This is a genomic window from Melaminivora sp., assembly GCF_032059615.1.
Lineage (GTDB): Bacteria > Pseudomonadota > Gammaproteobacteria > Burkholderiales > Burkholderiaceae_C > Melaminivora.
Genome location: NZ_DAMCAM010000045.1, coordinates 1 through 23,942 on the forward strand (window position 1 = coordinate 1; position 23,942 = coordinate 23,942).

Genomic DNA, 23,942 nt, shown 5'->3' on the forward strand with positions numbered 1-23,942 from the left:
CTCCAAGGCCATCCAGACCAGCGACCAGATGCTGGCCAAGCTGTCGCAACTGTGAAGGACACCGCCATGAACACCGCCACCCGCCTCGCCCGCCTGCTGGCCGCCGCTGCCGCCGCGCTGCTGGCCGTCGGCTGCGCCAGCGTCAACCCGGCCCCGCCCGTGGACGTGCTGCCCACGCAGCTGCCCATCGTCGAGGCCCTGCCCCAGCCCGCCCTGGGCGGGCGCGCCACGGGCAGCCTGTTCCACGCGGCCAGCTACCGCCCGGGCTTTGAGGACCCGCGCGCGCGCTACGTGGGCGACATGGTGACCATCGAGATCCTGGAGAAGATCGACGCCAAGCAGGGCAGCAAGTCCAATGTCGACCGCAAGTCTGGCGCCGAGGGCGGCATCACGGGGATACCGCTGTTGCCCACCCGACTGGCCGGAAAGATCGCCGACCGTTCCAAGATTGGCGCCGAGTACGGCAGCACCTTCAAGGGCGGCGGCGACACCAGCAGCAGCAACGAGTTCAAGAGCTTCATCACGGCGGTCGTCACCGAAGTGCTGCCCAACGGGCATTTGGTTGTCACGGGCGAGAAGCAGGTCGGCGTGAACCGCAGCGTGGACGTGCTGCGCTTTTCCGGCATCGTGGACCCGCGCAACCTGCGCCGCGGCGCCGGCGGCCATGCCGGCAGCGTGATCGACTCGCGCTATGTGGCCAACGTGCGCGTGGTCTCGCGCGGGCTCGGCGAGCAGGCCGAGGCCCAGGCCGTGGGCTGGCTGGCGCGCGCCTTCAACAACGTCACGCCGTTCTGACGCCTGCCATGCGCCTGCTGACCACCCTGCTGCTGGCGCTGCTGCTCGCGCCGCTGGCGCAGTCGGCGGCACGCGCGCAGGATTTGCGCGACCCCGCCGGCCAGGCCTTCACCGTCTGGCCGAACATCCCCGTCGTGCGGGCCGCCGACCTGGCCGAGTACGAGGCCGACCGCAAGGCGTTCGGCGACCTGCACGCCGACAAGGCCGACCCGGCCAAGGTGACGGCGGCGCTGGCTGCCATCGACAACCTGCAGGCCCACCACGAGCGGCGCGCCCTGGCGCAGCTCGGGCGCAGCCTGAACGCGCAGCTGATCGGCGAGCTCGACGGCCTGGCCCGGCGCGCCCGGCTGGCCAGCCCCAGGCTGCGCTTCGACTTCGCCGACATCACGCCCGAGGACCTGCAGACCCCCACGCCGCCGCAGGAGCTCAAGGCGCGCGCCGCGCGCATCCAGCTGGCGGCCTACATCACCTACACACGACTGGAGGGCCACCTGGTGCAGGCCACGGCCACGCTGGTCAAGCTCAGGAGCGGCGCCTCGCAGAGCTTCACCGTCACCGCGCCGGTCACCTCCCTGGCCGAGTCGCTGGCGCGCGAGCTGTTCGATTACTTCGAGGGCACGCGCTTTGCCGCGCCGCGCAATCCCAACCCGGGGCTGGAGTGGCTGACGGCCGCGCCGGGGCACGCCGACCAGCTGGTCTCGCGCGAGGTGGCGCTGCGCTGGTGCGACCGCCAGGGCGCGCAGCTGCCCACGGCCGACGAGCTGGCCGCGGCCGAGGCGGCGGGTTTCCACGGCGGCGGCGTGGCCCTGCGCACGGGCGGGGTCTACCACGTGCAGTCGGGCCTGTACGACACGGCCGCGGCCGCCTCGGGCACCGGGGCGCTGCGCGCCAACCACCTGGCGGGCGTGCCCAACGGGCAGTACTACTGCGTGCGCCACGCGCTGGCGCCCGAGCCGGCGGTACGCAGCGCGCGCAGGCGCCGGTAGGCTGCGACGGGTTTCCTTTTTTGATAGCGCAAAGTCCTTTCCAGACAAGGGTTCAAGCGCTTTTCGCATGAAATTCTGCGCGCGCCGGCGGCGATAAGCCGGCCCATCCCCCCGCTTTTCCAGCCATTGCCGGCGGCCCGTCTCTTCACAATCAGGGCCATGATTTCCCCGGCCCTCACCCTTCGCATCGCCCCCTGGCTCGCTGCCGTGCTGCTGGCGCTGGCCTGGGCCACGCCCGCTCACGCCCTGCGCATCAAGGAGATCGCCGCCGTGCAGGGCGTGCGCAGCAACCAGCTGTCGGGCTATGGCCTGGTGGTGGGGCTCGATGGCACGGGCGACCAGTCCACGCAGATGCCGATCACCGCGCAGGCCATGAGCAACTACCTGCAGCAGATGGGCATCTCGCTGCCTCCGGGCACCAACGTGCCGCAGCTCAAGAACGTGGCCACCGTCGTGGTCACCGCGCAGCTGCCGGCCTTCGCCCAACCGGGCCAGGCGATTGACGTGGCCGTCTCCTCCATCGGCAATGCCAAGTCGCTCAAGGGCGGCACGCTGATCGCCACGCCGCTGCGCGGCGCCGACGGCGAGATCTACGCGCTGGCCCAGGGCAACGTGGTGGTGGGCGGCGCGGGCGCCTCGGCCGGCGGCTCCAAGGTGCAGGTCAACCACCTGAGCGCCGGGCGCATCCCCGAGGGCGCGCAGGTCGAGCGCAGCGTGCCCACGCCGCTGCACGGTGGCGAGACCATCACCCTGGGCCTGAACGCCTCGGACTTCCAGGCCGCGCGCAAGGTGGCCATGGCCATCAACGCCCGTTCGGGCCCCGACACCGCCACGGCACTGGACGGGCGCACCGTGCAGGTGCGCGCGCCCATCGACCCGGGCGCGCGGGTGAACTTCATCGCCGAACTCGAAGAGCTGCAGTTGCCCGATTCCACGCCCGCGGCCAAGGTGGTCATCAACGCGCGCACCGGCTCCATCGTGCTCAACCAGGCTGTCACGCTGGGCCCCTGCGCCATCGCCCACGGCAACCTGTCCATCGTCATCAGCAGCACGCCCGTCATCAGCCAGCCCAACCCGCTGTCGCGCGGCGTCACCGTGGTGGCGCAAAAGAGCGACATCGCCGTCCAGGCCGACGCCGGCAAGGTCATGCAGATCCCGCCCTCGCCGCAGCTGGCCGACGTGGTGCGCGCCCTCAACACCCTGGGCGCCACGCCGCAGGACCTGCTGGCCATCCTGCAGGCCATCAAGGCCGCCGGCGCGCTCAATGCGGAACTGGAGGTGATCTGATGGCCCTGTCCTCGTCCCTGCCCCTGTCCGGCAGCACGGCCGCCCTGGCCGGGCGCCAGCAGCTGGCCGTCGATGGCCGCAACCTGGGCGACCTCAAGGCCCGCGCCACCCAGGGCGGCGAGGGCCAGCGCGGCGCCGTCAGGGAGGCGGCGCAGCAGCTCGAATCGCTGTTCATGCGCGAACTGATCAAGAGCATGCGCGAGGCGACCATGAAGTCCGGCCTGCTCGAGGGTGGCGAGGGCAACCTGGCCGCCGACCTGATGGACCAGCAGCTGTCGGTGCAGATGGCGGGCATGCCCGGCGGCCTGTCCGAGGCCATCCAGCGCCAGCTGGCGCGCCAGCTGGGCGACGACACCGGCCCCGCCATCGTCCCCGGCGCCACGCTGCGCCTGGACGCGCTGCGCCGCAGCACCCCGGCCGCACGCGCGGCCGACCCGCAGGCGCCCTCGCCCCAGGGCAAGGAGGACTTCGTGCAGGGCCACAGCGCCGCCGCCGAGCGCGTGGCCCGCGAAAGCGGCATCCCGGCCAGCTTCATGCTGGGCCAGGCCGGCCACGAGACCGGCTGGGGCAGGAGCGAGATCCGCCACAAGGACGGCAGCAACTCGTTTAACCTGTTCGGCATCAAGGCCGGCGGCGGCTGGACGGGCAAGGTGGCCGAGATCACCACCACCGAGTACGTGGGCGGCCAGCCGCGCAAGGTGACGGCCAGGTTCCGCGCCTACGACTCGTTCGAGGAGTCCTTCCGCGACTATGCCCGCCTGATCACGCAGAGCCCGCGCTATGAAAAAGCGCTGGGCAAGACGCACTCGGCGCAGGCCTGGGCGGCCGAGCTGCAGAAAGCCGGCTACGCCACCGACCCGCAGTACGCGGCCAAGCTCAGCCGCGCCATCCAGAGCACGCAGGCCGTCACGCGGCTGCCCGCGGCCACGCAGGTGGCGCAGGGCCTGCAGGCCTGAGCGCGGCCGCGCACCCTTAACGACACCGCCACGCCATGAGTCTCCTGAACGTCGGCTCCCGCGCCCTGATGGCCAACCAGGTGGCCCTGCAGACCGCCGGGCACAACATCGCCAATGTGAGCACGCCGGGCTATTCGCGCCAGAGCGTGTCGCTGGAGACGGTGGTGGGCCGCTACAGCGGCGCGGGCTACATCGGCCAGGGCGTGCAGGTGGCGACCATCCTGCGCAACCACAACGAGCTGCTGACCCGCCAGGCGGCGGCCGCGCAGGCGGTGCAGGCGGCCGACGTCACCCGCGCCGAGCGCATGGCGCAGCTGCAGGACGTGTTTCCGGGCGGCAAGGACGGCCTGGGCGCGGCCATCAACGACATGATGAACTCGCTGGCCGACGTGGTGGCCGCGCCCACCGACATCACGGCGCGCACCGTCACGCTCACGCGCATGGACGAGACGGCCGCGCGCATCCGCTCGGCCTCCGGCCAGCTCAAGGAGATCGAGACCTCGGTCAACGAGCAGCTCCGGGGCGGCGCCTCCCAGATCAACGACCTCGCGCGCGGCATCGCCGCGGTCAACGAGCAGATCGCCCGCGCCAAGGGCGCCGGCCAGCCGCCCAACGACCTGCTGGACCGGCGCGACCAGCTCATCCGCGAGCTCAACCGGTTCGTGCAGACCACGCAGATCCCGGCCGACGACGGCACGGTAGGCATCTTCGTGGGCGGCAGCCAGGCGCTGGTGCTGGGCAACACGTCGGCGGCGGTGTCCGTGAGCGACGCCAGCCTGTTTCCGGGCAGCGGCCGGCAGGCGCTGTACTTCGAGCGCCCCGGGGCGCCCCGGGTGGAGCTGCAGGAGGGCATGCTCGGCGGCGGCGAGGTGGCCGGGCTGCTGCGCTTTGCCAACAACGACCTGACCGAAGGGCGCAACCTGATCGGGCGCATGGCGCTGGCGATTGCCGGCACCATGAACTACCAGCAGAAGATGGGGCTGACGCTGGACGGCGAGACGGGCAAGGCGCTGTTTTCCACGCCGGACAACGTGCCTGGACGCACCAGTGGCTCGGCAGTGGGAGTGATCGACTTCCAGGCGCCTATGGACGCTGCCCAGTTCGCCGCCTCCGATTACGAAGTGCGCTTCACCGGAGGCCCCGACCCTATTACCGGGGCGGTGCCCGGACAGATCGTGCGGCTGTCGGACGGAAAGACCACCGACGTTGCCAATCTGATGGGGTCGGCCGGCACACAGGTCGATGGCCTGACCTTTAAGTTCACCACGGCGGGCGGCACAGGCGAGCGCGTATTGTTCAAGCCATTTGCCGACGTTGCAGCCAACCTGCAGATGCTGGTGACCTCGCCACGCGACCTGGCCGCAGCCAGTCCCATCAATGCGGCCATGGGCAAGAGCAATGGCGGCACGCTGCAGCTGGCGGGCCTGCAGGCCACGGGGCAGCAGTGGAACGTCGGCCCCCCGGGGCATGTGGAAAAAACCGGCGCCATCGACCTGCCGCCCAGTCCGGTCCCTCCGGCCACAGGGGGCGGTGTGACCCTGACGTTTGCCGCCGACGGCAGCTTTTCCGTGTTGGGTAATGCCCATCCCCCGCTGGATCTGAGCACCTCCCCGCCCAGCCAGATGGCTGCGCCCTACCGGTACGAAGCCGGCCGCCCCATCTCCATCGACGGCTGGGAGATCACCCTGCAGGGCACGCCCAAGGCGGGTGACACGGTCACCGTGGGCGACGCGCTCGATCCGCTGTACGGCGACATCTACACGCGCAACGCCGGCAACGCCAGCGCCCTGCTGTCGCTGCGCGACGCCAAATTGTTCGACAACGCCACCCTGACCGACGGCTACGCCGGCCTGATGTCGCAGGTGGGCACGCGTGCGCAGAGCGCGCTGTACGCGGCCAAGCTGTCGGACTCGATCGCCAGCAACCTGGAGGCCGACCGCACCGCCGTCTCGGGCGTGAACCTGGACGAAGAGGCCGCGCGGCTCATCCAGTACCAGCAGGCCTACCAGGCCTCGGCCAAGATGCTGCAGGTGGCGCAATCCATCTTCGACAGCCTGCTGCAGACCGTGGGCCGCTGAGGGCCCGAGCCAGGAGACACCCCATGAGCAGCTTTTATCGCGTCAGCTCGGCCAACATGTATGACAGCTCCGTGCGCAACCTGGCCACGCGGCAAAAATCCCTGACCGACCTGCAGGAGAACCTGACCTCCGGCAAGCGCGTGGTGCGCGCCAGCGACGACCCGGTCGCCGCCGCGCAGGCCGAGCGCTCGCTCATGCGCATGGGCCGCATCCAGGCCGAGCAGCGCACGCTGGAGGTGCAGCGCGGCGCCATGGCGCAGGCCGAGTCCACGCTGGGCGACGCCGTGGGCCTGGTGCAGGAGATGCGCCAGCTCATCGTCGCCGCCGGCAGCGGCACGCTCACGCCCGCCGACCGCACGACCTATGCCAACCAGATCCAGAGCCTGCGCGAACAGCTGGCCGAGGTCGTCAACCGCAAGGACACCAACGGCATGCCGCTGCTGGGCGCCCTGGGCAGCGAGCTGCAGCCCTTCGTCGGCTCGCTGTCGGGCAGCCCGACCTACGATTTCAAGGGCCTGGCCGGACAGGCCTCGAGCAGTGGCCCCGGCATCGCCGGCATGCTCGATGGCCACTCGGCATTGATGTTCGATCCGCGGCGCGATGGTATCTATCACGCGGGCCTGTCCAATGCCGGGGGCACGTCGTTCGACGGACGCCACGTGGCGACCGGGACGGTACAGGTCGGCAACCCGGGCGCCCTGGAACTCGGCGCCAACGGCCAGCCCTACACCTATTCGGTGCGCATCACCGGCTTCCAGACGCCCCCGGCACCGGACGACGTGGACGGCAATTACATCGCCACGTACGAGGTGGCGCGCAGTGATGGAACCGTCATCGAACCGAACGGTGAGTCAGGCATCCTCAAACAGGGCAAGCCCGCCGACATTCCCATCAGCATCACCGCGGGTGGCGCCACCCTGGAATTCACCCTGAAGGGCACGCCCAGGCCGGACCCGGGCGGCACGCTGGAGAGGCCCTTCGCAGTGGACGACACCGTCACGGTCCAGGCCAGCACCGGCATGCTCGACGTGGTGGACCGCGTGGTCAGCGAACTGCGCGGCGCCACCAGCGGCAACGCTGCCAGCCAGGCCGTGGGCCAGGCGCTGGCGCACCTGGACAAGGGCATGGACCGCCTGAGCAACCTGCGCGGCTATGCCGGCGAGCTGCTCAACCGCGCCGACCGCATCGGCAGCGACCAGGAGAACCGGTCCATCCAGCTCGAGGCCGACCGCTCGCGCGCCGAGGACCTGGACCTGGTCAAGGGGATCTCCGACTTCCAGAACGCCCACCTGGGCTACGAGGCCGCCCTCAAGTCCTACGCCCAGGTGCAGCGCATGTCGCTGTTCGATTACATGCGCTGACGCGGCGCGGGGTTTGCCCGTGTGCCCTCCCGGCTGGCCTGCCCCGACAATGGCGCCACCGTCCACTTCGCCGCTTCGCCACCCTCCCCATGGTCCAATCCGTCCTCGGCAGCCTGGTACTGGGCTATCGCCCCCTGTGGAACGCCGCACGCCGCCTGGCCGGCGTGCAACTGTACGTGCAGGGTGCGGGCGGCGCGCGGGTGGATGCGCCGCACCTGCTGCGCACGCTGCAGGAACTGTGGTCGGCCAGTTCGCCGCCGCTGCTGCTGTCGCCGCGCTCGCCGCTGCTGCTGGCCGAGCTGCTGGAGCACGCGCCGCGCAGCGCACCCTGGATCTCCATCCCCAGCCAATGGCTGCTCGAGCCCAGCCTGCTCGAGCGCGCCCGGGCCGCCCATGCGCGCGGCCTGCGCCTGGTCTGGGTGGGCGAGCTGGCCCACCTGCCCGATGGCGACATCGCCCGCCTGTTCGACAACAGCCTGCTGCAGCTGGGCACGCTGGACGCCGTGCGCGCCCTGCAGGCGGCAGCGGCCACGGCCGCCGCTGCCGCCGCGGCGCGCGACGGGCTGCCGCCGCGCCGCGCAGCGGGCGGCACGCCCGTGGCCAACCCGCTCATCCCCGGGCAGCTCTATGACGGCGTGGCCAGCCGCGCGCTGCTCACGCACTGCCTGGACGCCAGCGGCGCGCTGGCGGTGGCCGGCTGGCCGATGGAGGACGTGCTGCACAGCCTGCGCCACCAGCCGGCGCAACCCGCGCGCGAGGTGGTGCACAAGCTGCTCAAGGCCATCGACGCCGAGCAGTCCATCGACAGCTTCGAGGCTATCCTGGGCGAAGACCCGCTGCTGGCCTACCGCTTCATGACCTACACCAACTCCGCGGCGCTGGGCCTGACCACCGGCGTCGATTCGCTGCGCAGGGGCTTGGTCATGATGGGCTACGGCTCGCTGTCGCGCTGGCTGGCCGAGCAGCTGCCGCACGCCGCCACCGAACCCGACCTGCGCCCCATCCGCGAGACCATGGTGCTGCGCGCGCGCCTGACCCAGCACCTGCTGGACGCCGGCGTGGGCAAGGACCTGCGCGCCGAGGTCTACCTGAGCGGCCTGCTGTCGCAGCTCGACGAGATCCTGCGCGAGCCCCTGGGCACCATCCTGCGGCGCCTGCCCCTGTCGGAGCGGCTGTATGACGCCGCCGTGCTGCGCACCGGCCCCTACGCGCCCAGCCTGGACATGGCCTGCGCCCTGGAGGGCGAGGACCCGCACCCGGTGCTGCAGCTGTGCGAGACGCACGAGCTGTCCCTGGAGCACGTCAACCGCTGCCTGCTGCGGGTGCTGTCGGAGCTGGTGGTGGAGCGCAGCGCGCGGCAGTGAACCGGGGCGCCCGTCCGTGAGTGGCCGGGCGCGGCCCCTGCCCGCCCGCACACGCCCATGGTTTCGCATGGCGGGTCTATAGTGCCAGCCACTCTGCCTGGGCGCACGGCGCCCCCTCCTTGCCCGCCCGTTCCACCATGCCTGCCTCGCTCCGCCCCACGCCGCTGTGCGACCTGCTCGGCTGCCGCCTGCCCCTGGTGCTGTCCGGCGGGCCGGCCGGCGAGCACACGGGGGCGTGGCTGGCGGCCGTGGCCGACTGCGGCGCCTTCGGCCTGTTCACCCTGCAGGATGACGCGCTGGCAGCCGCCGATCACGCCGTGGCGTCGGCGCGCCTGCACGCTCCAGACGCGCGTTTCGGCGTGCGGCTGGCCGCAGCCGACGCGCCGCTGCTGGAGCGCCAGGTGGATTGGTGCCTGGCGCGGCAAATTCCCGCCGTCTGGCTGCCCGAAGCCGCCGATGCCACCCTGACCGGACGGCTGCGCGGGGCCGGCCTCGTCGCGCTGCAGCAGGTGCGCTCGGCCCGCCAGGCGCTGGATGCGCAACGCGCGGGCGCGCAGGCGCTGCTGCTGGCCGATGCGCCGGCGGCCGCCAGTGCCCTGCTTACCGAAGTCCTGGCCCTGGCCGAGGTGCCGGTGGCAGCCACCAGCCCGGCCGACGGGGCCGCTGCGGCGCGCCGGCTGCACCTGGGCGCGCAGGCCGTGGTGGTCGCCCTGCCCGGCGGCGCCCCGGGCGAGGCGCCCGGGCCGGCGCTGCAGGCGCTGGGCCGGCAGGCGGCCTCGCACCTGCAGCTGCTGGCCGAAGAGCCGGGCGTCGAATACGCCTCCCCCGTGTGCTACGCGCCCGAGTTCCAGCGCCAGCGCGACGCCGCCCTGGCCGCGCAGCTCGACGAGCTGCTCGCGGCCGAGCGTGCCGGCGCCCGCGTGACGCGCGAGAGCGCGCACGCCCTGCCCGAGGGCGACCCCTGGCGCGCGCTGCTGGAGGACATCCACGACGACGAGGTGCAATGGTGCGGCGTGCTACTGCGCGCGCTGCGCAGCATCGGCGCCACGCCCGGCACGCGCACCGGCGACTTCTACGGCCGCGCCATGGCGGTGGAGCCCCTGCCCGAGCGCCTGGCCTTCCTGAACCGTGGTCAGGGTTGGGTGGCGCGCAAGGTGCGCGAACTGCTGGCCGACCTCGACCCCGAGCACGAGGCACTGCGCCCCGACCTGCAGGCCATGCTGCAGGGCCACGAGGACAACCTCGCGCGCGTCAACGACCGGCTGCCGCCGCGCTCGCCGGCGTAGCGGCGCCGCCCGCCCCGCCCTGGCAGCCCGCTTTTTCGTGACAGCGCGCCGCACCGCTTGCCGCTAGATTCGCCCTCTTTCCTCTTCCTTCCCTTTTTACGCTCCTGCTCCATGCCCCTGGTCGAATTCACTGCCCTGCTGGTGCTCGCCACCGTGATGAGCTTCACCCCCGGCCCCAACACCACGCTGTCCACGGCTCTCGCGGCCAACCGCGGCCTGCCGGCGGCGATGCGCTTCGTCGTCGCCGTGCCCGTGGGCTGGAGCCTGCTGCTGCTCCTGTGCGCCGCCGGGCTGGGCGCGGCGGTGGTGGCGGCGCCGCCGCTGCGCTGGGCCATCAAGGCACTGGGCATCGGCTACCTGCTGTGGCTGGCAGTCCGGCTGGCGCAGTCGGTGCGCCTGTCCGAAGCCGACGCGGCCCGCCTGTCGGTGGGCTTCTGGCAGGGCGTGGCCCTGCAGTTCGTCAACATCAAGGCCTGGCTGCTGGCGCTGACCATCGTCGCCGGCTGGGTCGTTGGCCACGAGGACGGGGCCGCCCGCCTCGTCGTGGTGCTGCCGGTGATGCTGTTCTTTGCCTTCACCAGCAACCTCACCTACGCCGCCGTGGGCGCGCTGCTGCGCCACTGGCTGGCGCACGGCCAGCGCCTGCTTTGGTTCAACCGCGCCATGGCCGCCGTGCTGGTGGCCACCGCGCTGTGGATGGTGGCGGCCTGAGCCGCCCCGCCGTCCCGCTCCCCCGTTTCTGTCCGGAGAACCCCATGACCGCATGGACCCTGGCGCAACGCGCCGCCCAGATGAACCCATCCGTTATCCGCGAGATCCTGAAGGTGACTGAAAAGCCCGGCATCATCAGTCTGGCCGGTGGCCTGCCCTCGCCGCAAACCTTCCCCATCGACGCCTTCGCACAGGCCGCCGCGCGGGTGCTGGCCGACGAGGGCGCGGCCGCCCTGCAGTACGCCGCCAGCGAGGGCCATGCGCCGCTGCGCCAGGCGGTGGCCGACCTGCTGCCCTGGGACGTCGACCCGGAGCAGGTGCTGATCACCACCGGCTCGCAGCAGGCGCTGGACCTGGTCGCCAAGGTGCTGATCGACGAGGGCAGCCGCGTGCTGGTGGAGACGCCCACCTACCTGGGCGCGCTGCAGGCCTTCGCCCCCATGCAGCCGCAGGTCGTGGCGGTGGACAGCGACGACGACGGCATCGTGGTCGAGGACCTGGCCGCCAAGGTGGGCACGGGCGCGGACCAGGCGCGCTTCCTGTACGTGCTGCCCAACTTCCAGAACCCCACCGGCCGCACCATGACCGAGGCGCGGCGCCAGCAGCTGGCCGAGCGCGCCGCCGAGCTGGACCTGCCCCTGGTGGAGGACAACCCCTACGGCGACCTGTGGTTCGACCAGCCGCCCCCGAAGCCCCTGACGGCCCGCAACCCCGAGGGCAGCATCTACATGGGCTCGTTCTCCAAGGTGCTGGCGCCCGGCCTGCGCCTGGGCTTCCTGGTGGCGCCGCGCCACATCTACCCCAAGCTGCTGCAGGCCAAGCAGGCGGCCGACCTGCACACGCCCAGCTTCAACCAGCGCCTGGTGACCGAGGTCATGAAGGACGGCTTCCTGGAGCGGCACGTGCCGGGCATCCGCCAGCTCTACAAACGCCAGTGCGAGGCCATGCTGGCCGCGCTCGACGAGCACCTCAGGCCCCTGGGCGTGAGCTGGAACCGTCCGGCCGGCGGCATGTTCCTGTGGCTGCGCCTGCCTGAAGGCATGAGCGCGCTGGAACTGCTGCCACGCGCCGTGGAGCACAACGTGGCCTTCGTGCCCGGCGCGGCCTTCTACGCGCAGGACGGCGACCCGCGCACGCTGCGCCTGTCCTTCGTCACGGCCAGCGAGGCGCAGATCCGCACGGGCATCGCCGCCCTGGCCGCCGCCATCCGCCAGACGGCCTGAAAGGAACCTCCGCCCATGCGCCAGCGCCCCTTCCAGCAGGTCGACGTCTTCACCGCCACGCCCTACCGCGGCAACCCGCTGGCCGTGGTGCTCGATGGCGAAGGCCTGACCGATGCGCAGATGCAGCAGTTCACGAACTGGACCAATCTGTCGGAGGCCACTTTCGTGCTGCCGCCCACCGAGGCCGGCCGAGCCGCCGGCGCCGACTATCGGGTGCGCATCTTCTGTCCGGGGCGCGAGCTGCCCTTCGCCGGCCATCCGACGCTGGGCAGCTGCCACGCCTGGCTGGCCGCGGGCGGCCAGCCGCGCCAGGCCGGGCGCATCGTGCAGGAATGCGGCGTGGGCCTGGTGGCCCTGCGGCAGGACGGACGGCAGCTGGCCTTCGCCGCGCCGCCGCTCATCCGGGGCGGCCCGCTGGACGAGGCCGAGGTGCAGCTGATAGCACGCGGCCTGGGGGTGGCGCGCAGCGACATCGTGCAGCACGCCTGGTGCGACAACGGCCCGCGCTGGCGCGGCGTGATGCTGGCCTCGGCAGAGCAGGTGCTGGCGCTCCAGCCCGACGCCAGCGTGCTGGCCGGCCTGGACGTGGGCGTGGTCGGCCCGCGCGGCAAGGTTGGCGTGGTGGGCGCGCATGCACCGGACGAGGACGGCATCGCCTTCGAGGTGCGCGCCTTCTTTCCCGGCAACAGCGGCCTGGCCGAAGACCCGGTCACCGGCAGCCTGAACGCGGCCCTGGCACAGTGGCTGATAGGCGCCGGCCTGGCGCCCGCGCAATACGTGGCCGCCCAGGGCACCGCCCTGGGCCGCGCCGGGCGCGTGCATGTGCGCCAGGACGGCGAGCACTTCTGGATCGGCGGCCATTCGGTGACCTGCGTGCGCGGCGAAGTGTGGCTGTGAGCGCGGCCGCCCTGGCCGGCGCGCTGCAGGAGAGGAGCCAGCTGCAGGGCCGGGCCGTGAGGCTGGCGCTCACGGGCGGCCACGTGGACGCCGCGGTCCTTGCGCGCGTGCTCACTGCCGGCTGAGTCCACTGGTCACGCCTGCGACAAACGCAGCGCCCGGGCGTCCGCACAATCGCCGCGCATGGGAACCCTCTACCTTGTGCGCCACGGCCAGGCCTCGTTTGGCGCCGACGACTATGACCAGCTGAGCGAGCGCGGCCACCAGCAGTCCGTGCGCCTGGGCCAGTACTGGCGCGAGCGCGGCCTGCGGTTCGACGCCGTCTTCACCGGTACGCTGCGCCGCCATGGGCAGACGCTGGCCGGCATCGCCGAGGGCCTGGACGGCACGCCCGAGCCCCTGGCCCTGCCGGGCCTGAACGAGTACGACAGCCTGGCGCTGATCCGCGCCGTCCACCCCTCGCCCCTGCCCGCGCCGGCCACGCCCGAGCTGTACCGGCAGTACTTCCGGCTGCTGTGCGACGCGCTGGCGCAGTGGATGGGCGGCACCCTGAGCCCGCAGGGCATGCCCGACTGGGAGCAGTTTCGCACCGGGGTGCGCGCGGTGCTCGAACAGGTGCGCCAGCAGCACGCCGGCCAGAACGTGCTGCTCGTTTCCAGCGGCGGGCCGATCTCGGCGGCCGTGGGCGAGGTGTTGTCCACCCCGCCAGAGGTGACCATCGCGCTGAACATGCGCATCCGGAACAGCGCGGTGAGCGAGTTCAGCATCAGCCCCAAGCGCCTGATGCTGCAGACCTTCAACAGCTTGGCGCACCTGGACGCACCCGAGTACGCGCAGTGGGTCACCCACGCGTGATTTTCATAGCACTCAGTCGTTGACTGGCAAGGGTTTCAGCGGGTTTTCATGACAAACCCGGGCACGGGACCCGAAGTCGGCATCAGCGGGCGGCAGCGGCCGGCAGCGGCCAGTCCAGCGCCTGCAGCTCGGCCAGCAGCTGCGCCAGCGCCTGGCCCGCCGCCTGCACCACCGCCCGCCCCTTGTCCGCCGTCGCCGCGGCCGCGTCGCCCACGGCGCCCGCCGGGTGGTAGTCCTCCATCGCCCAGCCCATCTTGGCGCTGCGGCCGTTGCCCAGGATGGCGTGCCGCTCGGCGCGGTCCTGCGAGGACGAGCGCCATCGGCGCGCGTGCTCCATGCGCACGAGCTGCGGCGCCAGGTGCAGCGCCATCGAGGTCTCGATCTCGCCGCCGTGGATGCCGAAACGGTGCTCCTCGGGGGAAAACAGGCCCTGCACCTGCGGCGGCAGGGGCAGGGAGAACCAGCTTGCGCTGTACACCAGCAGGCCGCAGCGCTGGCGCAGCTCGCGCGCGGCGATGTCCATGGGCGCGACGTTGCCGCCGTGGCCGTTGAGCAGCAGCAGCCGGCGCACGCCCGCGCGCGCCACGGCCTCGCCCAGCTCCGTCCACAGCACCAGCAACGTGGCCGGCGACAGCGTCAGCGTGCCGGGGTAGGACAGGTGCTCGGTGGACAGGCCGATCTGCTGCGGCGGCAAAAATAGCACCGGCAGCCCGGCCGGCAGCTGCGCCAGCGCCGCGTCGATCACGCCCTGCAGCAACAGTGCGTCCACCGCCAGCGGCAGGTGCGGCCCGTGCTGCTCGATGGCCGCCACCGGCAGCACGGCCACGGTGCGCGCGGCCAAGCCCGAGGCGCGGGCGGCCTCGAAGTCGCGGGCCGACAGCTCGGCCCAGAAGCGGCTGGGGTGCGCACTTGCGTGTTGCTGTTGCATGAACGCCATGGTAGCGGCGCTGCAGGCCCGTGCCGGCCCAGCTGTTACAGCAAGGTTATTGGCGCCACCGGATAATTTTTTGCATGAACGCGCAGCGCCTTTTCCGCCCCCTGCTGGCCGCCACCGCGGCCGCTTCCCTGACCCTCGCGGCCCTGCCCGGCACGGCTCTGGCCACGGCCGCGGCGACGGCCAGGCCCCCGTCCGCCGGCACCGACGCCCCCGGGCAGGAACTGCGCTTCAAGATGCAGTCGCCCAAGGTGCGCGAGCTGCAGGTGCGCCTGCGCCAGGCCAAGTTCCTGGCGGTGGTGGACGTGGAGGACCGCTTCGGCCAGCTCACGCGCGAGGCCGTCATCAAGCTGCAGAAAGACGCCGGCCTGCGCCCGACCGGCGTGGTGGACGCCGCCACTTGGTCCGCCCTGGCCGCACGCTCGCGCACGCCCACCGAGGCCGAACTGAACAACACCGACGTCGGGGCCTGGTTCGTCGCTCCCACCGAGCCGGCCTTCATGATGGAGCTGCAGCACCGCCTGAAGCAGGCCGGCGCGTACCAGGGCGCGGTGGACGGGGTTTTCAACGACGCCACGCGCCAGGCCATTGCCGCCTGGCGCACGCGCATCGGCCTGCCGGCCAGCGAGGTCATGGACGAGCGCACCTGGACGCCGCTGATCCGCCGCACCCGCCTGCCGCGCTATGCCGACCTGTTCAGCGCGCCGCCGGCCAGCAGCAGCACGCAGGAGCTCGACCCGCGCTGCGCCACGGGCCGGGTGATCTGCATCTCGCGCCAGCAAAAGAAGATGTCCTTCGTGGACAACGGCAAGATCCGCTTCACGCGCGAGGCGCGCTTTGCCATGCCGGGCTGGGAGAGCGATGAGGGCGAGTTCCGCATCTGGTACATGAACCACGAGACGGTCTCGAAGATCTTCGGCGAGCGCACGCCCATGCCCTACGCCATCTTCTACGACCGCAACGTGGCCGTGCATTACTCGCAGGACTTTGCCGACAAGGGCTACGGCGGCGGCTCGCACGGCTGCAGCCAGCTGCGCGACTACCAGGTGGCCAAGTGGCTCTACGAGCAGGTCAAGGTGGGCGACCGCGTCGTCGTCTATTGACACGCTGGCGCCACCCGCCGCGCCGCGCAGGCGGCCTTGACCGACAGCGGCCGCCCGCGCCAGCCCCCAGCATGGGCCGATGCCGCCGCCCACGACCGCCAGCGCGCCTTCGGCGCCCCCAACCCCTGCCGCCCACCCCGCCCGCCGCGGCGCCACGCGCGACCTGACGCGCGGGCCCATCGCCCCCACCCTGCTGCGCTTTGCCCTGCCCATCCTGGCGGGCAACGTGCTGCAGTCGCTCAACGGCTCGGTCAACGCCTTCTGGGTCGGCGGGCACCTGGGCGAGGCGGCGCTCACCGCCACGGCCAACGCCAACAACATCCTGTTCCTGCTGATCGGCGCGGTCTTCGGCATCGGCATGGCGGCGACCATCCTGGTGGCGCAGGCCGTGGGCGCGCACGACCTGCGCCAGGCGCGCTGCGTCATGGGCACCAGCGCCACCTTCTTCGGCGCGGCGGCGCTCGCCATCGCCGCCGTGGGCCTGCCGCTGTCGCGCCACATCCTGGCGGCCATGGGCACGCCGGGCGAGGCGCTGCCGCTGGCCGAGAGCTATCTGCGCATGCTGTTCCTGGCCATTCCCTTCCTGTACCTGTTCACCTTCGTCTCGGCCGTGCTGCGCGGCGCGGGCGACGCGCGCACGCCGTTTCTCTTCCTGGTGCTGGCGGTGGCGCTGGACGTGCTGCTCAACCCGGTGCTGATCTTCGGCCTGGGGCCGGTGCCGGCCCTGGGCATCGCCGGCTCGGGCCTGGCCACGGGCATCTCCAACGCGGTGGCGCTGGCGGCGCTGCTGGCCTGGCTGCGCTGGCGCCGCCACCCGCTGTGGATAGGCCGCAGCGACTGGCGCCTGTTCGCGCCGCGCTGGAGCATCGTGCAGGCACTGCTGGCCAAGGGCCTGCCCATGGGCGCGCAGATGGTGCTGATCTCCGTGTCCATGCTGATGATGCTGGGCCTGGTCAACGCCCACGGCGTGGCCACGGCCTCGGCCTATGGCGCGGCGCTGCAGCTGTGGACCTACGTGCAGATGCCGGCCATGGCGATCGGCGCGGCTTGCTCGTCCATGGCGGCGCAGAACGTGGGCGCGGGCCTGTGGCCGCGCGTGGAGTCCATCGCCCGCCACGGCGTGCTGTTCAACTTCGTGCTCACGGGCACGCTGATCGGCGTCGTGCTGGCGCTGCAGCGCGAGGTGCTGGGCCTGTTCCTGCCCGCGGGCAGCGAGGCCATCGCCATCGCCCGCCACCTGAACGCGATCGCGCTGTGGTCCTTCCTGTTCTTCGGCGTGAGCTTCGTGCTCACGGGCGTGGTGCGCGCCACCGGGGCGGTGCTGGCACCCCTGGCCATCCTGGCGGCGGCGATGTGGGGCATCCGCGTGCCGCTGGCCTACGGCCTGCAGGACACGCTGGGCGTGGACGCCATCTGGTGGAGCTTTCCGGCCAGCGCCATCGCCGCCATGCTGATGACGCTGGCCTACTACCGCTTCGGCCGCTGGCGCCGCGCGCGCATCCTGCCGCCCGAGGAGGAGCAGACGCTGGCCACCCCGGCCGAGGTGGGCGGCCTGCCGCCGGCGCCGGTCTGCGCCACCGTGGGCGACGCGGCCATCGAGGACGAAGCGGCGCCCGTGCTGGCCTGAAGCGGACCGCGACCCGCAGGCTTACCATCCCGCCGGGGCGGCCGGCCCGCCCTGCCGCCCCGGAACCAAACCCCGGCCCCGCCCTCCTACGCAGCAGCCATGCTTGCCCACCTGCTTCGGCGACTGTCCCTGGTCGCTTTAATTTTCATAGCGACTGGTGCTCCCGCGGCGCCGGCTTTCGCGCAATTCAAGCTCAATCTCTCAGGCCCCGCCGGCGGTGACGCGAGCGTGGTCACCACGCCCCATGTCACGGCCCGGCTGGTGGCGCACGCGCCCGAGGGCGTGGGCCCGGGCCGGCCGCTGCAGCTGGGGCTGCTGCTGGAGCACCAGCCCGACTGGCACACCTACTGGAAGAACCCGGGCGACTCGGGCCTGCCCACCGAGCTGCAGTGGCAGCTGCCCGAGGGCCTGACCGCCGGCGACATCGCCTGGCCCGTGCCGCGCAAGTTCCCCCTGGGCACGCTGGCCAACTACGGCTACGACGGCCGGGTGCTGCTGCCCGTGCCGGTGACCGTCCCGGACGCCTGGCGCGCCGACCCGCTGGCCCAGGACGTCATCATCGGCCTGCAGGCCTCCTGGCTGGTCTGCCGCCAGGAGTGCATCCCCGAGGAGGGGCGCTTCACCCTGCAGCTGCCCGTGCAGGGCAGCACCGCGCTGCACGCGCAGGACTTCGCCGCCGCCGCCGCCGCCCGGCCCCGGACGCTGGCCGCGCAGGCGGGCAGCCGCGCCGAAGTCGAAGGCGGCGACGCGCTGGTGCTGCGCGTGGCCGGCCTGCCCCCCGCCTGGCAGGGGCGCGAGCTGGGCCTGTTTGCCGAGACGCCCGCGCTGATCCAGACCGCGGCCACGCCCGCGCAGCAGTGGCAGGACGCCGTCTGGACGGCGCGCGTGCCGCTGTCGGCCGACCGCGCCGCAAGCCCCGACCCGCTGCCCCTGGTGCTGACCGAAGCCGGCGCCGGCGTGCGCCTGGAGCTGCCCGTGCCCACGGGCTGGCCGGCCGTGGCCGCGCCCGCCAGCGTCTCGCCGGCGCTGGCGGCGGCGCTCGAGGCCAACGCCCGCCAGCAGGCCGCCTCCGGGGCGCGCACCGCCACCGCAGAGGCCGTGCCTGCCCCCCTGCCCACCTGGCTCGCGGCCCTGGCCGGGGCGCTGCTGGGCGGGCTGCTGCTCAACCTGATGCCCTGCGTCTTCCCGGTGCTGGCGGTGAAGGTGGTGGGCTTTGCCCGCCATGGCCAGGATTTGCGCGCCCAGCGCCTCGGCGGCCTGGCCTACGCCGCGGGCGTGGTGCTGTCGTTCCTGCTGCTGGGCGCGCTGATGCTGGCGCTGCGCGCGGCGGGCGAGGCGGTGGGCTGGGGCTTTCAGCTGCAGTCGCCGGCGGTGGTGGCGCTGCTGGCGACGCTGTTCACGCTGCTCGGCCTGAACCTGGCGGGCGTGTTCGAGTTCGGCCGCCTGCTGCCCTCGTCGCTGGCCAGCCTGCAGGCGCGCCATCCGGTGGCCGACGCCTTCCTGACCGGCGTACTGGCGGTGGCCATCGCCTCGCCCTGCACCGCGCCCTTCATGGGAGCGTCGCTCGGCCTGACGGCCACGCTGCCGGCCGCGCAGGCGCTGTCCATCTTCGCCGCGCTGGGCCTGGGCCTGGCCCTGCCCTATGCGCTGGCGGCCTGGGCGCCGGCCGTGGCGCGCGCCCTGCCGCGCCCGGGCGCGTGGATGGAGACGCTGCGCCGGCTGCTGGCCTTCCCGATGTTCGCCACGGTGGTCTGGCTGGTCTGGGTGCTGGGCCAGCAGACGGGCATCGATGGCGCGGCGGCGCTGCTGGCGCTGCTGGTGCTGCTGGCGCTGGCCGTCTGGACGCTCACCCTGGCCGGGCGCGCGCGCGCCGCGCTGGCGCCGCTGTCCCTCGCGCTGGCCGCCCTCGCCGCCTGGGCCTGGGTACCCCGGGTGGTAGAGATCGAGCCCCTGCCGCTGGCCCTGGCCGCTTCGTCGGACGCGGGTGCGGCGCAGGGCAGCCTGGCGGCCGGCGCCTGGCAGCCCTGGCGCCCGGAGCTGCCCGCGCAGCTGCTGGCCGAGGGCCGGCCGGTCTTCGTGGACTACACCGCCGCCTGGTGCGTGACCTGCCAGTACAACAAGCAGACCACGCTGGCCGACAGCGCCGTGCTGCAGGACTTCGCCGAGCGGGGCGTGGCCCTGCTGCGCGCCGACTGGACACGGCGCGACCCGGCCATCACCGCATCCCTGGCGGAGCTGGGCCGCAGCGGCGTGCCGGTGTATGTGCTGCATGCACCCGGGCGCGCGCCGGTGGTCTTCAGCGAGATCCTGGGCCGCGGCGAGCTGCGCGCGGCGCTGGCCGCGCTGTAGGGGCCGGCCACCCGTCGGGCCCGGGCGCGGGGGCATGGGGCCCGCGGCGCCCGGGCGCGCTGCGACAATCGCCGCCCATGACTACCGCATCTTCCTCCTTCGCACCGCTGCAGAACGACACCTTCCTGCGCGCCTGCCGCCGCCAGGCGACCGAGTACACGCCGCTGTGGCTGATGCGCCAGGCGGGCCGCTACCTGCCCGAGTACAAGGCCACGCGCGCGCGCGCCGGCAGCTTCATGGGGCTGGCCACCCACGTGGACTACGCCACCGAGGTCACGCTGCAGCCGCTGGAGCGCTTCGCGCTGGACGCCTCCATCTTGTTTTCCGACATCCTCACCGTGCCCGACGCCATGGGCCTGGGCCTGTCGTTCGCCGAGGGCGAGGGCCCGCGCTTTGCCCGCCCCATCCGCGACGAGGCGGACGTGGCGGCGCTCTGCGTGCCCGACATGGAGCGCCTGCGCTACGTGTTTGACGCCGTCACCAGCATCCGCCGCGCGCTGCAGGGCCGGGTGCCGCTGATCGGCTTCTCGGGCAGCCCCTGGACGCTGGCCTGCTACATGGTGGAAGGCCGCGGCTCGCAGGACTACCGCCTGGTCAAGAGCCTGATGTATTCGCGCCCCGACCTGATGCACCGCATCCTGGCGGTGAACGCCGAGGCCGTGGCGCAGTACCTGAACACGCAGATCGACGCCGGCGCCCAGGCCGTCATGGTCTTCGACAGCTGGGGCGGGGTGCTGGCCGACGGCTGCTTCCAGGACTTCAGCCTAGCCTACACCCAGCGCGTGCTGGCCGGCCTCAAGCGCACCGGGCCGGACGGGCAGGACGTGCCGCGCATCGTCTTCACCAAGGGCGGCGGCCTGTGGCTGCCCGAGATGCACGCCGCGCTCGACTGCGAGGTGCTGGGCCTGGACTGGACCATGAACCTGGGCCGCGCGCGCGCCCTGGTGGGCGGCGAGGCGGGCGGGCCCGGCAAGGCGCTGCAGGGCAACCTGGACCCCAACGTGCTGTTCGCCCCGCCCGAGGCCGTGGCCCGCGAGGCGCGCGCCCTGCTCGACAGCTTCGGCAAGCCGCACACCGACCCCGCGACCTGCGGGCCCACGCACATCTTCAACCTCGGGCACGGCATCAGCCAGTTCACCCCGCCCGAGCACGTCACCGCCCTGGTGGAGACCGTGCACAGCCATTCGCGCGCGCTGCGCCGCGCCTGACCCGCCACCGCCGCCCGCCCGCCGCAGCCCTGCCGGGCGGCGGCGGGCGTCGCACTTATGCACACTGCGGGACGGGCGCCGATCCGCGCTCGGGGGCGCCACGCGCCTTCGGACAACCATTTGCAACACCGCCGTCGCCCACTTAAGTCGTTGATTCATAAGGAGTCAGCCGTTTTTGCCTGTTTCGTGGGCAAAGCGCCCAAAGCACGGCCTGACAAGGGTTTGCGCGCATCGGGCACGTCCTATCAACAAAGTTATCCACAGAAATTCTGGACTTCCGTGCAAACGCTTGCAAAATCAAGCACTTGTCCTGGAATTTGCATCCCGATTCCCGTCCATCGAGCATTTGCTTACCATATTTTTAGCCCAACGCCGTGCTTGACAAGCCAGTTGTTCACATGTTTAGGCGAGCGGGGTCACGCTTGCACCGGCCGCCTTGGGCGCCTCACGTTTTTTTGCATTGCAGCAAAAGTCCTTGATTCATAACGAATTTTTCTTCTTTCCAGTGCAAAGGCGATAGCAACGCAGCGCGCAGGCATGCGGCGGGCGGCACTTTCCCGCCCTGATCTCCACAAAGTTATCCACAAGACGGCACATTGAGGGGCCGCAACATCTTTCCCTGACGTAAAGCCTTTCTTCCGCATGAGCGCCCCCGCCCCGCCGACCGGCCCCTGCGCCGCCACTCCCGCCCTGGTCCACGTGGCCGTGGCCACACCCGCGCACAGCTCGGTGAGCGAGCTGCTCAGCTACGCCTGCGAAGCGCCGCTGGCGCCTGGCACGCTGGTGCGGGTGCCGCTGGGCGCGCGCGAGGTGCTGGGCGTGGTCTGGGACGCCCCGGCCCAGGCCCAGGCCCAGCCCCTGCCCGATGGCGTGGTGCCGCGCGCCGTGGCCGGGGTGCTGGCCGGCATTGCCCCGCTGGGCGCGCACTGGCGGCGCCTGGTGGCCTTTGCCGCGCGCTACTACCAGCGCTCGCTGGGCGAGGTGGCGCTGGCGGCGCTGCCGCCGCAGCTGCGCGACCTGAGCGCCGAGCAGCTGGCGCGCCGCCTGCGCCGCCCCCAGGCGCGCGCGGCGGCGGCCGGCGAGACAAAAACCATAGCACTCAGTCCAGAGCAGACAAGGGCCATCGCCGAAATTCGCTCCCAACCCGGGCCCTTCCTGCTGTTCGGCAGCACGGGCAGCGGCAAGACCGAGGTCTATCTGCAGGCCATCGCCGACGCGCTGGCCGCCGACGGCACGGCCCAGGCGCTGGTGCTGGTGCCCGAGATCAACCTCACGCCGCAGCTGGAGGCGCGCGTGCGCGAGCGCTTCGCACCGGTCTGGGGGGCGGACGCGGTGGTCAGCATGCACAGCGCCATGACGCCGCCGCAGCGCCTCAAGAGCTGGCTGGCCGCGCATACCGGCCAGGCACGCATCGTGCTGGGCACGCGCATGGCGGTCTTCGCCAGCCTGCCGGGCCTGGCGCTGATCGTGGTGGACGAGGAGCACGACGCCAGCTACAAGCAGCAGGAGGGCGCGCGCTACCACGCGCGCGACCTGGCCGTCTGGCGCGGGCGCGAGGAAGGCGCCCGCGTGGTGCTGGGCAGCGCCACGCCGTCGCTGGAGAGCTGGCATGCCAGCGGCCCGGCCATGCCGGGCGATGCGCGCAGCGGGCGCTACCAGCGCCTGGCCATGCCCAGCCGCATCGGCGCGGGCGAGCTGCCGCGCGTGCGCGTGGTGGACATGGGCCAGCAGCCGCGCGGCGCGTCGTTCTCGCCGCCGCTGCTGGCCGCCATCACCGAGCGCGTGGCGCGCGGCGAGCAGTGCCTGGTGCTGCTCAACCGCCGGGGCTTTGCTCCCGTGCTGCACTGCCACGCCTGCGGCTGGAAGAGCGACTGCCCGTACTGCAGCGCCCACCAGGTGTTCCACAAGCTCGACCGTACGCTGCGCTGCCACCACTGCGGCGCCGCCAGCCGCGTGCCGCGCGCCTGCCCGGGCTGCGGCAACCTGGACATCACGCCCATCGGCCGCGGCACCGAACAGCTGGAGGAGCAGCTGGCCGCACTGCTGCGCAACGTCATCGTGCAGCCCCAGGGCCGCGCCGCGCGCGTGGCCCGCATCGACGCCGACACCACGCGCGCCAAGGGCGCCCTGGAGGAGCAGCTGGCGCTGGTGCACTCCGGCGAGGTGGACGTGCTGGTGGGCACACAGATGGTCGCCAAGGGCCACGACTTTCGCCGCATCACGCTGGTGGCGGCGGTGCAGCCCGACGGGGCGCTGTTCTCCAGCGACTTTCGCGCGCCCGAGCGCCTGTTCGCCCTCCTGATGCAGGCGGGCGGGCGCGCCGGGCGCGACGCCGGCTACGTAGCCCGCCAGGGCGTGCAGGCCGAGCTGTGGATCCAGACCTGGCACCCCGAGCACCCGGTGTACGCCGCCCTGCGCCGCCACGACTGGCCGGCGTTTGCCGCCAGCCAGCTGGCCGAGCGCGCCGAAGCCGGCATGCCGCCCTTTGCCTCGCAGGCCCTGGTGCGCGCCGACGCCAGCACGCAGGAGGCGGCGCAGGGCTTTCTCACGGCGGCCTGCGAGGCAGCGCATGCGGCGGGCCTGCCGGGGGGGGAGCTGGTGCATCTGTTTCCGCCGGTGCCGCTGGCGGTGCAGCGGGTGGCGGGTGTGGAGCGGGCGCAGATGTTGCTGGAGAGTGCCTCGCGGGCGGCGCTGCAGAGGTTTTTGGCGGCGTGGCAGCCGTTGCTGCAGGCGGAGCGGGGGAGGCACCGGGGGGTGAAGCGGTGGTTGCTGGATGTGGATCCGCAGGTGATTTGATTTTTTTTGTAGCTAGGTTTCGTTGGCTGGTGCGGGGTTTGGCTGGTTTTGATGTTGGGGTTGTTTTGGGTGTGGGGGCCGGGACTCGCCCCGGCGGGCGACTTACTTTCTTGTCGCGCGACAAGA

General features: G+C 72.4%; 19 protein-coding genes. 18 read left to right on the forward strand and 1 reads right to left on the reverse strand.

Features of this window, described 5'->3' with window-relative positions:
- The first annotated feature begins 66 nt into the window (after positions 1 to 66).
- The 13 genes from RT051_RS10655 to RT051_RS10715 all read left to right on the forward strand — a co-directional run bounded on the left by RT051_RS10655 (position 67) and on the right by RT051_RS10715 (position 13,799).
- Positions 67 to 795: a flagellar basal body L-ring protein FlgH gene (locus RT051_RS10655; RefSeq protein ID WP_313076271.1), complete on the forward strand. Its 729-nt coding sequence runs from the start codon at positions 67 to 69 to the stop codon at positions 793 to 795.
- Positions 796 to 803: 8 nt separating this feature from the next.
- Positions 804 to 1,781, forward strand: coding sequence for a hypothetical protein (locus tag RT051_RS10660; protein ID WP_313076273.1), 978 nt, complete (start codon positions 804 to 806; stop codon positions 1,779 to 1,781).
- A 159-nt stretch (positions 1,782 to 1,940) separates the two neighbouring features.
- Positions 1,941 to 3,068 carry a flagellar basal body P-ring protein FlgI gene (locus RT051_RS10665; RefSeq protein WP_313076275.1) on the forward strand — a complete coding sequence of 376 codons (1,128 nt, stop codon included), beginning with the start codon at positions 1,941 to 1,943 and terminating at the stop codon, positions 3,066 to 3,068.
- Positions 3,068 to 4,024: a flagellar assembly peptidoglycan hydrolase FlgJ gene (gene flgJ, locus RT051_RS10670; RefSeq protein WP_313076277.1), complete on the forward strand. Its 957-nt coding sequence runs from the start codon at positions 3,068 to 3,070 to the stop codon at positions 4,022 to 4,024. Before RT051_RS10665 ends, flgJ begins: the two co-directional genes overlap by 1 nt.
- A gap of 35 nt (positions 4,025 to 4,059) precedes the next feature.
- Positions 4,060 to 6,102 carry a flagellar hook-associated protein FlgK gene (gene flgK / locus RT051_RS10675; protein WP_313076278.1) on the forward strand — a complete coding sequence of 681 codons (2,043 nt, stop codon included), beginning with the start codon at positions 4,060 to 4,062 and terminating at the stop codon, positions 6,100 to 6,102.
- Positions 6,103 to 6,125: 23 nt separating this feature from the next.
- Positions 6,126 to 7,463 carry a flagellar hook-associated protein 3 gene (locus RT051_RS10680; protein ID WP_313076280.1) on the forward strand — a complete coding sequence of 446 codons (1,338 nt, stop codon included), beginning with the start codon at positions 6,126 to 6,128 and terminating at the stop codon, positions 7,461 to 7,463.
- An 89-nt stretch (positions 7,464 to 7,552) separates the two neighbouring features.
- Entirely contained in the window at positions 7,553 to 8,827 is a 1,275-nt protein-coding gene (locus RT051_RS10685; protein ID WP_313076282.1) for an HDOD domain-containing protein, read from the forward strand.
- Between the two features lie 137 nt (positions 8,828 to 8,964).
- Positions 8,965 to 10,113, forward strand: coding sequence for a DUF6306 domain-containing protein (locus tag RT051_RS10690; protein ID WP_313076284.1), 1,149 nt, complete (start codon positions 8,965 to 8,967; stop codon positions 10,111 to 10,113).
- Positions 10,114 to 10,224: 111 nt separating this feature from the next.
- Positions 10,225 to 10,824, forward strand: a complete 600-nt coding sequence (locus RT051_RS10695; protein ID WP_313076288.1) for a LysE family transporter — start codon at positions 10,225 to 10,227, stop codon at positions 10,822 to 10,824.
- Between the two features lie 44 nt (positions 10,825 to 10,868).
- On the forward strand, positions 10,869 to 12,047 hold the full coding sequence (locus RT051_RS10700) for a PLP-dependent aminotransferase family protein (RefSeq protein WP_313076292.1): 1,179 nt from the start codon (positions 10,869 to 10,871) through the stop codon (positions 12,045 to 12,047).
- Between the two features lie 15 nt (positions 12,048 to 12,062).
- Positions 12,063 to 12,944 (forward strand): PhzF family phenazine biosynthesis protein, encoded by an 882-nt coding sequence (locus tag RT051_RS10705; RefSeq protein WP_313076294.1) that lies wholly within the window; start codon positions 12,063 to 12,065, stop codon positions 12,942 to 12,944.
- Positions 12,941 to 13,069, forward strand: a complete 129-nt coding sequence (locus tag RT051_RS10710) for a hypothetical protein (RefSeq protein WP_313076314.1) — start codon at positions 12,941 to 12,943, stop codon at positions 13,067 to 13,069. The genes RT051_RS10705 and RT051_RS10710 overlap by 4 nt, the downstream gene beginning before the upstream one ends.
- 58 nt (positions 13,070 to 13,127) lie before the next feature.
- Positions 13,128 to 13,799 carry a histidine phosphatase family protein gene (locus tag RT051_RS10715; protein WP_313076297.1) on the forward strand — a complete coding sequence of 224 codons (672 nt, stop codon included), beginning with the start codon at positions 13,128 to 13,130 and terminating at the stop codon, positions 13,797 to 13,799.
- Between the two features lie 82 nt (positions 13,800 to 13,881).
- Here RT051_RS10715 and RT051_RS10720 read toward each other — a convergent pair whose 3' ends face one another.
- On the reverse strand, positions 13,882 to 14,727 hold the full coding sequence (locus tag RT051_RS10720) for a creatininase family protein (protein WP_313076298.1): 846 nt from the start codon (positions 14,725 to 14,727) through the stop codon (positions 13,882 to 13,884).
- An 83-nt stretch (positions 14,728 to 14,810) separates the two neighbouring features.
- Here RT051_RS10720 and RT051_RS10725 point away from each other — a divergent pair, with 83 nt between their 5' ends.
- The 5 genes from RT051_RS10725 (at position 14,811) to priA (ending at position 23,816) form a co-directional block, all read left to right on the forward strand.
- Positions 14,811 to 15,836, forward strand: coding sequence for a peptidoglycan-binding protein (locus RT051_RS10725; RefSeq protein ID WP_313076301.1), 1,026 nt, complete (start codon positions 14,811 to 14,813; stop codon positions 15,834 to 15,836).
- Positions 15,837 to 15,915: 79 nt separating this feature from the next.
- The gene (locus tag RT051_RS10730; RefSeq protein WP_313076304.1) at positions 15,916 to 17,463 is read left to right on the forward strand and encodes an MATE family efflux transporter; all 1,548 of its coding nucleotides are present in this window, start codon (positions 15,916 to 15,918) and stop codon (positions 17,461 to 17,463) included.
- Positions 17,464 to 17,562: 99 nt separating this feature from the next.
- Complete coding sequence (locus RT051_RS10735) at positions 17,563 to 19,812, forward strand: protein-disulfide reductase DsbD domain-containing protein (protein ID WP_313076307.1); 2,250 nt, start codon at positions 17,563 to 17,565, stop codon at positions 19,810 to 19,812.
- Between the two features lie 77 nt (positions 19,813 to 19,889).
- Positions 19,890 to 21,020 (forward strand): uroporphyrinogen decarboxylase, encoded by a 1,131-nt coding sequence (hemE, locus tag RT051_RS10740; RefSeq protein ID WP_313076309.1) that lies wholly within the window; start codon positions 19,890 to 19,892, stop codon positions 21,018 to 21,020.
- A gap of 642 nt (positions 21,021 to 21,662) precedes the next feature.
- On the forward strand, positions 21,663 to 23,816 hold the full coding sequence (gene priA / locus RT051_RS10745) for a primosomal protein N' (protein WP_313076312.1): 2,154 nt from the start codon (positions 21,663 to 21,665) through the stop codon (positions 23,814 to 23,816).
- The last annotated feature ends 126 nt before the right edge of the window (positions 23,817 to 23,942 follow it).

Excerpts from the sequence above, each read along its gene's own strand:
- RT051_RS10655 (WP_313076271.1), top strand. The coding sequence starts at position 67 with ATGAACACCGCCACCCGCCTCGCCCGCCTGCTGGCCGCCGCTGCCGCC.
- RT051_RS10660 (WP_313076273.1), top strand. The coding sequence starts at position 804 with ATGCGCCTGCTGACCACCCTGCTGCTGGCGCTGCTGCTCGCGCCGCTG.
- RT051_RS10665 (WP_313076275.1), top strand. The coding sequence starts at position 1,941 with ATGATTTCCCCGGCCCTCACCCTTCGCATCGCCCCCTGGCTCGCTGCC.
- flgJ (WP_313076277.1), top strand. The coding sequence starts at position 3,068 with ATGGCCCTGTCCTCGTCCCTGCCCCTGTCCGGCAGCACGGCCGCCCTG.
- flgK (WP_313076278.1), top strand. The coding sequence starts at position 4,060 with ATGAGTCTCCTGAACGTCGGCTCCCGCGCCCTGATGGCCAACCAGGTG.
- RT051_RS10680 (WP_313076280.1), top strand. The coding sequence starts at position 6,126 with ATGAGCAGCTTTTATCGCGTCAGCTCGGCCAACATGTATGACAGCTCC.
- RT051_RS10685 (WP_313076282.1), top strand. The coding sequence starts at position 7,553 with ATGGTCCAATCCGTCCTCGGCAGCCTGGTACTGGGCTATCGCCCCCTG.
- RT051_RS10690 (WP_313076284.1), top strand. The coding sequence starts at position 8,965 with ATGCCTGCCTCGCTCCGCCCCACGCCGCTGTGCGACCTGCTCGGCTGC.
- RT051_RS10695 (WP_313076288.1), top strand. The coding sequence starts at position 10,225 with ATGCCCCTGGTCGAATTCACTGCCCTGCTGGTGCTCGCCACCGTGATG.
- RT051_RS10700 (WP_313076292.1), top strand. The coding sequence starts at position 10,869 with ATGACCGCATGGACCCTGGCGCAACGCGCCGCCCAGATGAACCCATCC.
- RT051_RS10705 (WP_313076294.1), top strand. The coding sequence starts at position 12,063 with ATGCGCCAGCGCCCCTTCCAGCAGGTCGACGTCTTCACCGCCACGCCC.
- RT051_RS10715 (WP_313076297.1), top strand. The coding sequence starts at position 13,128 with ATGGGAACCCTCTACCTTGTGCGCCACGGCCAGGCCTCGTTTGGCGCC.
- RT051_RS10720 (WP_313076298.1), bottom strand. The coding sequence starts at position 14,727 with ATGCAACAGCAACACGCAAGTGCGCACCCCAGCCGCTTCTGGGCCGAG.
- RT051_RS10725 (WP_313076301.1), top strand. The coding sequence starts at position 14,811 with ATGAACGCGCAGCGCCTTTTCCGCCCCCTGCTGGCCGCCACCGCGGCC.
- RT051_RS10730 (WP_313076304.1), top strand. The coding sequence starts at position 15,916 with ATGCCGCCGCCCACGACCGCCAGCGCGCCTTCGGCGCCCCCAACCCCT.
- RT051_RS10735 (WP_313076307.1), top strand. The coding sequence starts at position 17,563 with ATGCTTGCCCACCTGCTTCGGCGACTGTCCCTGGTCGCTTTAATTTTC.
- hemE (WP_313076309.1), top strand. The coding sequence starts at position 19,890 with ATGACTACCGCATCTTCCTCCTTCGCACCGCTGCAGAACGACACCTTC.
- priA (WP_313076312.1), top strand. The coding sequence starts at position 21,663 with ATGAGCGCCCCCGCCCCGCCGACCGGCCCCTGCGCCGCCACTCCCGCC.